Annotated in this window: 14 protein-coding genes; 8 read left to right on the top strand and 6 right to left on the bottom strand. The window is 68.3% G+C overall.

The window, feature by feature from the left end; genetic code table 11:
* Nucleotides 1–177: 177 nt before the first annotated feature.
* Genes D7006_RS03320 through D7006_RS03305 form a run of 4 tightly spaced genes read right to left on the bottom strand, consistent with a single transcriptional unit; the run spans nt 178 to nt 3,858 of the window.
* On the bottom strand, nt 178–1,314 hold the full coding sequence (locus D7006_RS03320; RefSeq protein ID WP_229645290.1) for an ABC transporter permease: 1,137 nt from the start codon (nt 1,312–1,314) through the stop codon (nt 178–180).
* Nucleotides 1,311–2,288 (bottom strand): ABC transporter ATP-binding protein, encoded by a 978-nt coding sequence (locus D7006_RS03315; protein WP_237355546.1) that lies wholly within the window; start codon nt 2,286–2,288, stop codon nt 1,311–1,313. Before D7006_RS03315 ends, D7006_RS03320 begins: the two co-directional genes overlap by 4 nt.
* Entirely contained in the window at nt 2,285–3,262 is a 978-nt protein-coding gene (locus tag D7006_RS03310; protein WP_237355545.1) for an HlyD family secretion protein, read from the bottom strand. The genes D7006_RS03315 and D7006_RS03310 overlap by 4 nt, the downstream gene beginning before the upstream one ends.
* The gene (locus tag D7006_RS03305; RefSeq protein ID WP_237355544.1) at nt 3,259–3,858 is read right to left on the bottom strand and encodes a TetR/AcrR family transcriptional regulator; all 600 of its coding nucleotides are present in this window, start codon (nt 3,856–3,858) and stop codon (nt 3,259–3,261) included. Before D7006_RS03305 ends, D7006_RS03310 begins: the two co-directional genes overlap by 4 nt.
* 308 nt (nt 3,859–4,166) lie before the next feature.
* On the opposite strand from D7006_RS03305, the gene D7006_RS03300 reads away from it, so the two are divergent.
* The gene (locus tag D7006_RS03300) at nt 4,167–4,835 is read left to right on the top strand and encodes a transglutaminase-like cysteine peptidase (RefSeq protein ID WP_169123587.1); all 669 of its coding nucleotides are present in this window, start codon (nt 4,167–4,169) and stop codon (nt 4,833–4,835) included.
* A gap of 108 nt (nt 4,836–4,943) precedes the next feature.
* Here the strand turns inward: D7006_RS03300 and D7006_RS03295 are convergent, their stop codons facing one another.
* Nucleotides 4,944–5,474 carry a gamma carbonic anhydrase family protein gene (locus tag D7006_RS03295; protein ID WP_169123586.1) on the bottom strand — a complete coding sequence of 177 codons (531 nt, stop codon included), beginning with the start codon at nt 5,472–5,474 and terminating at the stop codon, nt 4,944–4,946.
* 153 nt (nt 5,475–5,627) lie between these two features.
* Between D7006_RS03295 and D7006_RS03290 the strand changes: the two genes are divergently transcribed.
* A complete protein-coding gene (locus tag D7006_RS03290; protein WP_237355543.1) occupies nt 5,628–7,331 on the top strand; it encodes a tetratricopeptide repeat protein in 1,704 nt (567 codons plus the stop codon).
* A gap of 12 nt (nt 7,332–7,343) precedes the next feature.
* On the opposite strand, the gene D7006_RS03285 is transcribed toward D7006_RS03290, so the two are convergent.
* A complete protein-coding gene (locus D7006_RS03285; protein ID WP_237355542.1) occupies nt 7,344–7,853 on the bottom strand; it encodes a low affinity iron permease family protein in 510 nt (169 codons plus the stop codon).
* 204 nt (nt 7,854–8,057) lie between these two features.
* On the opposite strand from D7006_RS03285, the gene D7006_RS03280 reads away from it, so the two are divergent.
* The 6 genes from D7006_RS03280 (at nt 8,058) to guaA (ending at nt 13,219) form a co-directional block, all read left to right on the top strand.
* Complete coding sequence (locus D7006_RS03280) at nt 8,058–8,417, top strand: hypothetical protein (protein WP_169123583.1); 360 nt, start codon at nt 8,058–8,060, stop codon at nt 8,415–8,417.
* A 92-nt stretch (nt 8,418–8,509) separates the two neighbouring features.
* Nucleotides 8,510–9,172, top strand: a complete 663-nt coding sequence (locus tag D7006_RS03275) for a 5'-methylthioadenosine/S-adenosylhomocysteine nucleosidase (protein WP_237355541.1) — start codon at nt 8,510–8,512, stop codon at nt 9,170–9,172.
* A gap of 21 nt (nt 9,173–9,193) precedes the next feature.
* Nucleotides 9,194–10,495, top strand: coding sequence for an RsmB/NOP family class I SAM-dependent RNA methyltransferase (locus tag D7006_RS03270; protein WP_237355540.1), 1,302 nt, complete (start codon nt 9,194–9,196; stop codon nt 10,493–10,495).
* Between the two features lie 91 nt (nt 10,496–10,586).
* The gene (locus D7006_RS03265; protein ID WP_229645280.1) at nt 10,587–10,811 is read left to right on the top strand and encodes a hypothetical protein; all 225 of its coding nucleotides are present in this window, start codon (nt 10,587–10,589) and stop codon (nt 10,809–10,811) included.
* A 104-nt stretch (nt 10,812–10,915) separates the two neighbouring features.
* Nucleotides 10,916–11,548, top strand: a complete 633-nt coding sequence (locus tag D7006_RS03260; protein WP_237355539.1) for a hypothetical protein — start codon at nt 10,916–10,918, stop codon at nt 11,546–11,548.
* 102 nt (nt 11,549–11,650) lie between these two features.
* The gene (gene guaA, locus D7006_RS03255) at nt 11,651–13,219 is read left to right on the top strand and encodes a glutamine-hydrolyzing GMP synthase (RefSeq protein ID WP_237355538.1); all 1,569 of its coding nucleotides are present in this window, start codon (nt 11,651–11,653) and stop codon (nt 13,217–13,219) included.
* Nucleotides 13,220–13,276 lie beyond the last annotated feature (57 nt).

The raw sequence follows: 13,276 nt of genomic DNA, 5'->3' as shown, positions 1-13,276 counted from the left end.
GTCGCAAGTCACCTCACCAAATGCCGCAGCGCAGCGGACATCGGGTCGCATAGCCATCAAGCAAACGCTGGACGCGTGAGCCTGGAACGCCTCCAGGCTCCACCACGGGGACCACTATTTTCCACAGGACGGAATCGGGCAAGCGCCAAAGCTTCGCGGCCACATGCCGCACGGCTTTTAGTCCAGAGTTTGCCGGAATCTCGCCACGGCTATGGCCATGGCCACCAGCATCAGCACCACCAGCGCGCCCGCATCGGTGGTCAGGTCCGAGAATCCGGACCCCTTCAGCAGGATGCCGCGCACCATCCGCAGATAGTGGGTCAGCGGCAGTCCCTCGCCGATCCACTGCGCCCACAGCGGCATGCCCGAGAACGGAAACATGAAGCCCGACAGCAGGATGGAGGGCAGGAAGAACATGAAGGACATCTGCACCGCCTGGAGCTGGTTCTGCGCCAGGGTGGAGAAGGTGTAGCCGATGGAGAGGTTGACGACGATGAACAGCAGCGTCGCCACCGCCAGCAGGATCGCGCTGCCCTCGAGCGGCACGCCGAAGAGAATCATCCCCGCGCCCATGATGAGCAGGGCCTGCAGGATGCCCACCAGCACGTAGGGCGTGATCTTGCCCAGCATGATCTCCACCGGGTGGATCGGCATGGAGAGGAGGCTCTCCATGGTCCCCCGCTCGATCTCGCGCGTCACCGACAAAGCGGTGAAGATCAGCATGGTCATGGTGAGGATGGTGCCGAGCAGGCCCGGCACGATGTTGAGCTGGCTGGTGCCGGCGGGATTGTATCGCCGGTGCTGCACGATCTCGAACGCCGCGCTGCCCGGCGCATCCACGAACCGCTCGCGCACGAGGGCCGAATTGACCACGCCGGCGAGCGCGGCCAGCGCATTGGCCGAGCCGACCGGATCGGTGGCATCGGCCGCCACCAGCAGCTGGGGCGCATCCCCCCGCCGCAGTGCCCGCTCGAAGCCGGCTGGGATCTCCACGAAGAACAGCACCTCGCCCGCGCGGATCATGTGCTCGGCATCCTCGGCGCTCTTCACCTCGCGCACGAAGGAGAAGAAGGCAGTGTTGCGCAGCGCCGCGAGAATGGCGCGACTCACCTCGTTGTTCTCATGGGTGAAGACGGCGGTGGGCAGATGGCGCGGCGTGGTGTTGATGGCGTAGCCGAACAGGATCAGCTGCAGCAGCGGGATCATAATCATCGTCGCGAAGGTCACCCGGTCGCGGCGGAGCTGGATGAACTCCTTCACGATCATGGCGCCGACGCGCGTGAAGAAGCCGCCCCGGGCGGCGCGCACACTCATCGCATCTCGTCCTTGGAGCGGCGCATGAGGTCGATGAACACGTCCTCCAGCGTCGGCGCATCGGCGCGGAAGGCCAGGCGCGCGTCCGAGCGGAAGGGGGCGAGGGCCGCCTCCAGCGCCGTGGCGTCACGGCCGGAGATGTGCAGGGCCGTCCCGAAGGGCGCCACCATGTCCACCCCCGCGCGCTGGGACAGGTCGCGGGCGAGGTCACGGGCGAGGCGCCCGGCCTCCTGCCCCGCCTCGCCCTTCACCTCCACCGTCACGGTGGTGAGGCCGGCGGCGGCGATGACCGATTGCACCGTGCCTTGGGCCAGCAGCTTGCCATAGGCGATGTACGCGATCTCGTGGCAACGCTCCGCCTCGTCCATGTAGTGGGTGGAGACGAGGACGGTCAGCCCCTCGGCAGCGAGGTCGTGGATCTGCTCCCAGAACTCGCGCCGCGCCTGGGGATCGACGCCGGCGGTGGGCTCATCCAAGAGGAGCAGGTCCGGACCGGGCAGGATGCAGGCGCCGAGCGCGAGCCGCTGCTTCCAGCCGCCGGAGAGCGCGCCGGCAAGCTGCTTGCCGCGCCCTTCCAGCCCCAGCCGTTGCAATGCCTGGGTCGCCGCGGCTTCCGGCTGCGGCACGCCGTAGAGGCGGGCGACGAACTCCAGATTCTCCCGCACCGAGAGATCCTGATAGAGCGAGAAGCGCTGGGTCATGTAGCCCACGTGCTCGCGGATGGCGCGGGACTCGGTGAGGATGTCCATGCCGAGGCAGGTGCCGCGCCCCGCGTCTGGCGTGAGCAGCCCGCACAGCATGCGGATGGTGGTCGTCTTGCCGGAACCGTTGGGGCCGAGGAAGCCGTAGATCTGCCCGCGCCGCACCCGCATGGTGAGGTTGTCCACCACGCGGTGACCGCCGAAGCTCTTGGAAAGGCCCTCCACCTCGATCACCACATCCGGATCGGGGGCCGGCGCAGCCGCCGTTCTCACGGGGTGGCTCCGAGGCTCACATTCACCGGCTGTCCCGGCTTCGCCTTGGCCGGATCATCGGGCCGCGCCTCCACCATATAGACGAGCTTGGAGCGCTCCTCGCGGCTGTAGATCACCGGCGGGGTATATTCGGCCTGCGCCGCGATGAAGGACACCTTTGCGGTGAACGGCGCGCAGCCATCGCAGGTGACGGTTACAGGGGCACCCGCCGTCACCTTCGGCAATTGCGCCTCCGGCACGAAGAAGCGCACCTTCACCAGCCCCGGCGGCAGCACGGAGACGATGGGCCGGCCTTCCGGCACCATTTCCCCGGGCCGGTAGTAGACGGTCTGCACCGGTCCATCCGCCGGGGCCTTCACCGTGCGGCGGTCGAGCCGGATCTGGGCGGCGGCGAGGTTGGCTTTCGCCGCCTGCGCGGCCTGCTCGGCGGCGTCGATGTCCTGATTGCGCGAGGCGATGCGGGCGGCCGCGATGCGGCGCTGCGCCTCGTCGAGGGCGGCCTGGTTCTGGTCGTACTGGTGCTGGGCGGAATCGAGATTGGCCTGGGACGACGCGCCCTTGGGCACCAGTGTCTTCTGGCGGTTCAGCTCGATGCGAGAGAGGTCGAGGGCGGCGGCGGCGCGCCGCTCCGAGGCTTCCAGCACCGCGACCTCCTCCGGCCGCTGCAGGGGCGAGCGGGCATTGGCGAGGCGGGCCTCGGCCTCCTTGAGCTGGGCGGCGGCAGCGTCCCGGTCGGCGGTCTGGAGATCGTCCTCCACCTTCGCCAGCACCTGGCCGGCCTTCACCTGCGCCCCCTCCTCCACCAGGAGCGCACTGACGCGCCCGGCCTCGGTGGGGCCGATGAAGACCAGATCCCCTTCCACATAGCCGGAGAAGCCCCCTGCCCTATCGCCATCGCAGCCGGCAAGGCCGAGCGCAGCGGCGAGGGCAAGGGCACGGGGAAGCATGGCGCACAAAGCGGGAGCGCGTGTCACGTCTCTCTCCATCCAAGGCCGCGCAGGATCAGGTCGCGATGGGCGGCGAGGAACTGGCGCACGTCGAGCGGGTCGAACGCGCCGAACATGCTGTTCCACACCACCGCGACGATGGCGGGGGCGATGACGAGCTGGGGGAAGCGGGCGGGAATGTCGCTGTCGATCTCGCCGCGGGCGATGCCGCGGGAGACGATGGCGCGGATGAGCGCGAGGCCGCGGACCACCACTTCCCGATGATAATAGGCGGCCAGTTCCGGGAAGCGCGGCCCCTCGGCGATCATCAGGCGCACCAGCGCCTGCGCCGGCGTTTCCAGCACCCGCTGGGCGAGAAGTTCGATGAGCAGGTCCAGAAGCTCCCGGGTGGTCCCCGGAAACAGCGCCACCATGCCGCCGGCATCGACGAGGACGGGCGACAGGTTCTCCTCCACCAGGCCCCGGAACAGGGCCTCCTTGTCGGAGAAGTAGAGATAGAGCGTGCCCTTGGCGACGCCGGCCCGCCGCGCCACGTCGTCGAGCCGCGCGCCGGCAAAGCCGTGGGCCGAGAACTCCGCCAGCGCCGCATCAAGGATGGAGCGACGCCGCTCTCCCTTGTCCATGGCCGGCGCACGCCGCCGCCGCGGGGCCTGCGGCTCCGGCTGCGTCTCCCGTGCGTCTGAAGGGCTTCGCGCCATGGGCGCCTCGCAATGACTGACCCGTCAGTCATTAGCACCGAAGGCGGTGCGCTCCAAGGGTTGGCGCAGCGTCAGGGCCCTGAAACGGGTGGCCGCGGCGCAACAGCGGCAAAAGATCGCAAAATCCGGGGGTAACCGAAAACCGGGCCATTAAGGTTAACAGAAGGTTGACGGAGCCAAGCGCGGCGGCCTGAGGCATTATCTTTTTGTTAACTCCGCTCGGACCCCCGGCAATGTCGAAGCGCTTTTCGCTCCTCAGCCTTCCTCTGGCGCTGACCGTATGGGTCGCGCTTCTGGGCGCCAGCGTCCCCGCCGCCGCGCAGGACGCCCGCGGGCAGATCCGTCTCGCAAACCTCGCCGCAGCCTTCGCACCGCGCCATCTGGCCGACGGGCGCTATACCTCTTCCCCGTCCGGCTATGTCCGCTTCTGCGCCGAGAACGGCGCCGATTGCCGCTCGGCCGGCCCGGTCATTCCCGCCATCCGGCTCGATGCCGATCGCAAGGCCGAACTCGAGCGCGTCAACCGCACCGTCAACGAGATCGTCCAGCCCGAGACCGACCTCGACCATTACGGCGAGACCGAGCGCTGGGCCTATCCCGACGACGGTCGCGGCGATTGCGAGGACTATGTGCTCGAAAAGCGCCGCCGCCTCATCAACGCCGGCTGGCCGACTTCGGTTCTGCTCATCACCGTGGTGCGCGACCATGAGGGCGACGGCCATGCCGTGCTCACCGTCGTCACCGACAAGGGCGACCTCATCCTCGATAACCAAGAAGCCAACATCCACACCTGGACCGACACCGGCTATCGCTTCGTGAAGCGCCAGTCGAAGGAAGATCCCTCCCAGTGGGTGTCCCTTGGCGAGACGCGAGTGCCGCCGGTGGTGGGCACCGGCCGCTGACAGCTTGACCTTCACCGGATCGCCTCGCCGGCTTCTGCCTCTGCGAGACGAAAACGGGCCGGAACCGACGCCGCGGTTCCGGCCCGTTTTGCGTTTCCTGTCCCGCGCTCAGTCGATCCGCTCGAGCCCGGCGGCGTAGCGCGGGAAGCGGTGCTGGTAGCCGGCAGCGGTGGCGATCAGCCGCTCGGCCGCCGCCTCGTCCAGCGTGCGGGCGACCTTGGCCGGCGCACCGACGATGAGCGAATAGGGCTCGAAGGTCTTGCCCTCGGTGACCAGCGCCATGGAGCCGACGAGGCAGTGATCGCCGATGACGGCGCCATTCAGCACGGTCGCTCCCATGCCCACCAGCGCCCCCTCACCGACCGTGCAGCCATGCAGCGTCACATTGTGGCCGATGGTGACCTTCGGCCCGAGCGTCATGGGATAGCCGGGGTCGGTGTGGAGGACGCAGTTTTCCTGAATGTTCGTGCCCTCGCCGACGACGATGGGCTCGTTGTCGCCGCGCAGCACCGCGCCGAACCAGATGCTCGCGCCCTCCTTCACGATCACCCGGCCGATGAGCACGGCGTTGGGGGCGATCCAGAAATTGCCGGAGGCGGGCAGCTCCGGGGCGATGCCGTCGAGGGCATAAAGCGGCATTGGGTTCCTCCAGAAGATCGGTCGGTGGCCGGCGTGGCAGCCGGGCGGGCCAGCCCCTGCCTATCGCCAACGGCGCCCGCATGCTAGAGGCGCCCGGCGCCTGCGTTCGCGCGGGGCCCGCCCTTCCCCTGCCGAGCCCAGTCAGTCGAGACCATGTCCCAGCCCCCTCCCCCGCTCCCGCCTGCGCTCGCGAAGCTGCTCTATGACGGCTACCAGCACCAGTTGCGCGGGCAGTATGAGGATGCGGCGCGGGCCTATCGCAAGATCCTCAAGACGGCCCCGGACCATGCGGACGTGATCCAGCTGCTCGGCATCTGCCGGGCCCGGCAGGGCCGGGAGCTGGAGGCCATCGAGCTTTACCGCAAAGCGCTGACGCGCCGGCCGGACGACGCCAAGCTGCATTACAATCTCGCCCTCGCCTATGGCGCGCTCAAGCGCGAGGCGGAGGAAGTCGCCGCCATGGGCGAGGCCTTCGCGCGGGACCCCTCGCTTCCGCTCGCCGCCAACGTGCTGTTTCCGGCCCGCCGGGGCACCTGCGACTGGCGCGGCCACGACCGGCTTCTGGAGAATCTGCGGCTCGGCGCCATCGGCCAGAGCGCGCCCTCCATTCCCTTCCTCACGCTCTATCTGGACGACCCCGCGATGCATCTCGCCGGGGCACGGCGCTGGGTGGAGGCGGAGAAGCAGCCCGCGCGGCCGCTCGTCTTCGATCACGCGGCCCGGCGCGCCGCCACGGGGCCGATCCGCGTGGCCTACGTCTCGGCCGACTTCCGCATCCATCCCACCACCCACCTCATCGCCGGCCTGCTGGAACGGCACGACCGGAGCCGGTTCGAGATCACCGCCGTCTCCATCGGCCCGGACGACGGCTCGCCCGAACGGGCGCGGGTGAAAGGGGCGGTGGATCGCTTCGTCGATGTGGAGAAGGCGAGCACCGAGGACATCGCCCGACAGATTGCCGGGCTCGGCATCGACATCGCCGTCGATCTCATGGGCCACACCCAGGGCGAGCGCATGGCCCTGTTCGCCCACCGCCCGGCGCCCGTGCAGGTGGGCTTCCTCGGCTATCCCGGCACCAGCGGGGCCAGCTTCTTCGACTATGTGATCGGCGATCCGGTGGTGCTGCCGTTCTCGGATGCGCCCTTCTACAGCGAGAAGATCGTCCAGCTGCCGCACTGCTACCAGCCGAACGATCCCGACCTGCCCGTCGCCGAGCCGCCGGGCCGCGCCGCCTGCGGCCTGCCGGAAGACGCCTTCGTGTTCGTCTCCTTCAACGCCGCGTGGAAGCTTGACCCGGACACCTTCTCCAGCTTCGCCCGCATCCTCGCCGCCGTACCGGGATCGGTGCTCTGGCTGCTGGAGGGGCGGGCCGGCACCGACGACAATCTGCGCCGCGAGGCCGTGCGGCGCGGGCTCGACCCGTCGCGGCTGGTCTTTGCGCCGCGCGTGCCGCTGAAGGAGCATCTCGCCCGCATCGGCCACGCGGACCTCTTCCTCGACACCTTCCCCTACACCGCCCACACCACTGCCAGCGACGCGCTGCGGCGCGGGGTGCCCATCGTGACCCGCACCGGCCGCTCCTTCGCCTCCCGGGTGGCGGACAGCCTCATGCGGCAGGTGGGCGTCGGCGATCTCGCGACGACCACGCCTGCGGCCTTCGAGGCGCTGGCCGTTTCCCTCGCCCGCGATCCCGCGGCGCTTGCCGAGGTCCGCGCCCGCCTCCAGGCGGGACTGCCCGCCTCGCCGCTGTTCGCCGTGGACCTTTATGCCCGCCACATCGAGAGCGCCTACGAGACCATGGCGGCGCGGATGCGCGCCGGGGTGGCGCCCGAGGCGTTTGCCGTCGCGGCGCTCTGAACGGCGGTCGGTTCAGCCGGCCACCGGCGCGCCTGCGGCCTTCCCCCGGCCGGGATCGCATTCCGGCGCCTCGGAGAGGGGCACCCGACCCCTTCTGTCCCCGTCCTCCCGCGCCTTGTCGGCGAGGAGCGCATATTCCAGCCTCAGCCGCTCCAGCACCTCCTCGTCCAGATCCTCCAGATCGAGCAGGCTCTCGCGCGGGCCATCGAGGCGGGCGATCAATTCGTCCAGCTTGATCTGGAGCGCGGCCGTGTCGCGGTTCTGGCTGTTCTGGATGAGGAACACCATGAGGAAGGTGACGATGCTGGTGGAGGTGTTGATGACCAGCTGCCAGGTATCGTTGAAGCCGAAGATCGGCCCCGTGAGCCCCCAGACCACCAGCACCAGAACGGCGATGATGAAGGTGACGGGCTTTCCGGCATAGCGCGAGACCGCCTGCGACACGCGGGTGAAGAAGGGGCGCGGGGCGCGGCCGGATTCGACCTTGCGGCGCAACTCCCGGATATCCTGCTGATGGCTCATGTGCGACGCCTCCGCGCGGCCGCGTGGCCGTGCCAGGACGGGACGCCGCGCGCCGATGCATTCGCCCGCCGGGATTCCCTTCAGAGAGAGCCCCCCACGGCAAAGACTGCGGCGAGGGAACGAACGGACGCGCCGGCGGTTCCGCCTGTGGCAGCGCTCGCGCTTGGCGAATACGATGCCAGGTCGCGCTCCCCGGAGGCATTCATGACCGTTCAGATGATCCTTCTCCCGCTTTTCGTGCATGTGGCACTCGTGCTGGCCGTGCTGCTGCGCGCGGTGCGCTCCACCGAGGTGACGGCGGACGGACTGCGCGCCGGCCTCGCCGCCGTGCTTTTCTACACGCTCACCGCCCTCGCCCTGTTCACCCGCAAGGCGGATGTGGCCTTCGTGGTGCTGGCCTGGATTTTCGTGCTGCTGCGCCTTGCCTCCGCTTTCCCCCAGATACTCTCCCCCAAGCTGCGGGCCGAGCGCGGCATCGGCGGCGTCAGCCTCGACCTTGCGAGCCTTGCGGTGCTCACGCTCATGTGGGTGCTGTTCGCGTTCGCCATCCTCCTCGCCATCTGACAGCGTGGCGGTTGACAGGCGCGCCGTGGCGTCCGAGGAGTCTCGTCCTTGCGCCCGGGGCGCCCGCAGGGGTGCTCGCACTGGAACTTGCGATGACCGATCCCGCCCGCCACGTCCTCGCCTTCGGCGGCCATGACGTCCTCTTCGTCATGGCGACCAGCCAGGAATACGGAGAGCACCTCAAGGCCCGCATCGACCCGCTGATCACCGGCGTCGGGCCGGTGGAAGCGGCGGTGGAGACGGCGCGGGCGCTCGCCATCCTGCACCATCAGGGCCGCCACCCGGACCTGGTGGTGACGCTGGGTTCGGCCGGCTCGCGGCGGCTGGACCATGCCGAGGTCTATCAGGTCGCCCGCGTCGCCTATCGCGACATGGACGCCTCGGCGCTGGGCTTCGAGCGCGGCAAGACCCCCTTTCTCGACGAGCCGGTGGTGATCGAGCTGCCCCACCGCATCGCCGGCGTGCCGGAGGCTTCCCTCTCCACCGGCGGCGCCATCATCTCGGGCGCGGCCTATGACGCCATTCCCGAGGACATGGTGGACATGGAAACCTTCGCCGTGCTGCGCGCCGCCCGCCGCCACGGCGTGCCCCTCCTCGGTCTGCGCGGCATCAGCGACGGCAAGGCCGAGCTGACCGGCTATGCCGACTGGACCGAATATCTCCACATCATCGACGAGAAGCTGGCCCTCGCGCTGGACCAGTTCGCCCGGCAGCTGACCGCGGAAGGGCTCGCCCCCACCGCGCCGCAGGCCTGACCCGACAATAGAAGAGCCACCGTGACCCCTGCCGCCCGCCTTTCCGCCGCCATCGAGATCCTCGCCGACCTCTCCGCGCGCCGCCGCCCCGCCGCCGATGCGCTGAAGGACTGGGGCCTCTCCCACCGCTTCGCCGGATCGGGCGACCGCGCGGCCATCGCCGGCATCCTCTACGACACCCTGCGCCGGCGCGCCTCGGCCGCCCATGTGATGGGATCGGAGGAGCCGCGCGCCCTTGTGCTCGGCATGCTCGCGCTCATGCGCGGCCTTTCGGTGGACGCCATCGCGGCACTGGCCGACGGGGCCCGCTTCGCCCCCGCGCCGCTCTCCGAGGCCGAGCGCGCCCGCCTCGCCGATCCGAGCCTCGAGGGCGCCCCACCCTTCGTGCGTGGCGACTATCCCCAGTGGCTGCATGCCTCGCTGCGGCACGTGTTCGGCGAGAGCGTGGTCGAGGAAGGCGCGGCGCTCGCTGCCCGCGCTCCACTGGATCTGCGCATCAACACGCTGAAGGGCGAGCCCGACGCGGTGAAGGCGGAACTCTCCCACCTTCACCCGGAGTCCTGCCGCTTCTCTCCGCTGGCCCTGCGCATCAAGCTCGATTCCGAGGGCAAGGCGCCTCCCGTCTCGGCCGAGCCCGCCTTCCTGCGCGGCGAGGTGGAGGTACAGGACGAGGGCTCGCAGCTCGCCGCCATCCTCGCCCGCCCCGTTCCCGGCGGGCAGGTGCTGGATTTGTGCGCCGGTGCCGGCGGCAAGACGCTGGAATTCGCGGCGCTGATGGACAACAAGGGCCAGATCTACGCCCATGACAGCGACATCCGCCGCCTGAAGCCCATGCACGAGCGCCTCGCCCGTGCCGGCGTGCGCAATGTGCAGGTGAGGAGCCCACGCGGCGCCGAAGACGTGCTGCACGACCTCGAAGGCAAGATGGACCTCGTCCTCGTGGACGCCCCCTGCACCGGCACCGGCACATGGCGGCGCAACCCCGACGCCAAATGGCGCGTGCGCCCCGGCGCCCTCGCCCAGCGTACCGCCGAGCAGGCGAAGATCCTGGAACAGGCTGCCCATTATGTCCGCCCCGGCGGCCGGCTCGCCTACGTCACCTGCTCGCTCCTGGACGAGGAGAACGGCGCCCAGGTGCGCGCACTCCTCAACAAGCGCGAGGACTTCTCCCCCGTCTCGCCCACAGAGAACGTCCTCGCGCTCGGCGCCTCCGGCCCGGCGCTGGCGGAAGCCGCGCTGACCAGCCGCGAAGGCCTGCTAATGAGCCCGCGCCGCACCGGCACGGACGGGTTCTTCGTGAGCGTGATGAAGCGGGCGGGGTGAGGCCGCACGGGGCCCCTGTCGGACTCGATTGAACTTTCAGCGCAAGCGGAGCGTTGTCCGCGCGAATGCCACTGCGCTGAAAGGACAGGCCATGGGTCTCATCCGCCTGCTGCTCCTCGTGGTCGTCCTCGTCGGCGGCTACTGGGCCTATTATGTCTACGCCTCCGGCGAGCCCTATGACGAGATCGGCACCGCCATCAATTCCCGCCTCCCGGAGAAAGCCCGCGAATTCGGCTGCGCCGAGCTGAAGCGCCGCCACGGCACAGCCGCCATCAACGCCCCCGCCGGCTGCGAGCCGTACTGGGCGCGGATTTGAGGTTCAGGGTGGAGGGTATCGAGATAAAGTCATAAAACTTTTAGTTGCATTATTTATATTAGCAATCACATTCTAACCCCATTCTCGATTGGGGCGCGACGTTCATGGCCGATGAAAAAACCCTCCGCCCGCTTGAGAAATGGGTGCCGGCTTCTGACGTCATTTCCAAGATTGTGATCGCAGCGGCAATTGGGCTGATCGGAGCCTATCTAACTTTTAAAAAGAACAATTCCGACCTCGAAGTTCAATGCAATTCGATGGTTAATAACTTATTGAAAATTGAAGGAAGCAAGAAAATAAACGTTGACGTGATATCTTACCAAATAAAGATGATACCTAAATCATGCAACGTCGACAGAAATGACCTATTTAGGCAAATTACGTCTCTGATCGGACAAGAGACCGCCCCTCTGTCCTCCCAGCCCACCACCCCCCTGCCCGACCAAACGAGCCTATCCGGGTGGGCAGCCGTCGGAGTGCTGGGTACCGGCGCATTCAAAGATGTCAATTTCGATCAGGCAGACGGCAAACCCATCATCGCCCCCCCTTCCAAAGGAAGCGTCCTGCGAGCGCGATGGCAGGTGTATGTTCGCCCCGGCCCGGCTGATTGGTCGAAGGTGAACGGAATTTTGCGTGCTGGAGAGTGTTTCGAGGTTGAGTCCTATCGGCTCCTCAAGGCCGATACGCGGGATCAGATTTGGGTGAACGGTCAAAGGCGAGATTGTCCGCGCCCGTGACCCGAGCGACGCAGAGGAGCCCTGCGCGGCGCTTGACTTTTGGAATCGTCGCTTTGCGGCTAAAGGAGGGGCCGAAACCGCCCTCTCGCCCAAGGCTTGCCCATGACCGCCGCGCCCGCCACCTCCCAGGACACCGTCCTCATCATCGATTTCGGCAGCCAGGTGACGCAGCTCATCGCCCGGCGGGTGCGCGAGGACGGGGTCTATTCCGAGGTGGTGCCGTTCCAGAAGGCGGAGGAGGCCATCGCGCGCCTCAAGCCCAAGGCCATCATCCTCTCCGGCGGTCCTGCCTCGGTGATCGAGGGGCAGAGCCCCAAGGCGCCGGACGCGGCGTTCGGGGCGGGCGTGCCGGTGCTGGGCATCTGCTATGGCGAGCAGTGCATGGCGGCGCAGCTCGGCGGTGCGGTGGAGGCGGGCCACCATCGCGAGTTCGGCCGCGCCGAGGTGACGGTTCACAAGTCCGTGCCCCTGTTCGACGGCGTCTGGCGCCCCGGTGAGCGCCACACCGTGTGGATGAGCCACGGCGACCGCGTGACCCGCCTGCCCGAGGGCTTCGAGGTGGTGGCCACCTCCGAGAACGCCCCCTTCGCCGCCATCGCCGACGTGTCGCGCAATTATTACGGCGTGCAGTTCCACCCCGAGGTGGTGCATACGCCGGACGGCGCGCGCCTTCTTTCCAATTTCGTGCGCAAGGTGGCGGGCCTCGAAGGCACCTGGACCATGGGCGCCTTCCGCGAGCGCGCCATCGCCCGCATCCGCGAGCAGGTGGGAACGGGCCGGGTCATCTGCGGCCTCTCGGGCGGGGTGGATTCCTCCGTCGCGGCAGTGCTCATCCACGAGGCCATCGGCGACCAGCTCACCTGCGTGTTCGTGGACCATGGCCTGATGCGCCAGGCCGAGGCGGACGAGGTGGTCTCCCTCTTCCGCGGCCACTACAACATCCCCCTCGTCCATGTGGACGCCGCCGAGCTGTTCCTGAAGGAGCTGGAGGGCGTCGAGGACCCCGAGGTGAAGCGCAAGACCATCGGCCGCCTCTTCATCGACGTGTTCGACGCCGAGGCCAAGAAGGTCGGCGGCGCCGACTTTCTCGCCCAGGGCACGCTCTATCCGGACGTGATCGAGAGCGTCTCCTTCGCCGGCGGGCCTTCCGTCACCATCAAGAGCCACCACAATGTGGGCGGCCTGCCCGACCGCATGAACATGAAGCTGGTGGAGCCCCTGCGCGACCTATTCAAGGACGAGGTGCGCGCACTCGGCCGCGAGCTCGGCCTGCCCGAGAGCTTCGTCGGCCGCCACCCCTTCCCCGGCCCCGGCCTCGCCATCCGCTGCCCCGGCGCGGTGACGCAAGAGAAGCTCGACATCCTGCGCAAGGCGGACGCCATCTATCTGGAAGAGATCCGCTACGCTGGCCTCTACGACGTGATCTGGCAGGCCTTCGCCGTGCTCCTGCCCGTGCGCACCGTGGGCGTGATGGGCGACGGCCGCACCTACGACCACGTCCTGGCCCTGCGCGCCGTCACCTCCGTCGACGGCATGACCGCCGACTTCTACCCCTTCGACATGACCTTCCTCGGCCGCACCGCCACCCGCATCATCAACGAGGTGAAGGGCGTCAACCGCGTGGTCTACGACGTAACGTCGAAGCCGCCGGGCACCATCGAGTGGGAATGATTTTTGCCACTCCGGCAGTATCCGATTGTACGCTCTTGTACGCTATAACGCGTTGAA

This window comes from Xanthobacter sp. YC-JY1 (assembly GCF_021730305.1).
GTDB classification, from domain to species: Bacteria; Pseudomonadota; Alphaproteobacteria; order Rhizobiales; family Xanthobacteraceae; genus Xanthobacter; species Xanthobacter flavus.
The sequence above is the reverse complement of the archived record's forward strand: the minus strand, read 5'-3'. Positions and strand labels throughout refer to the sequence as shown.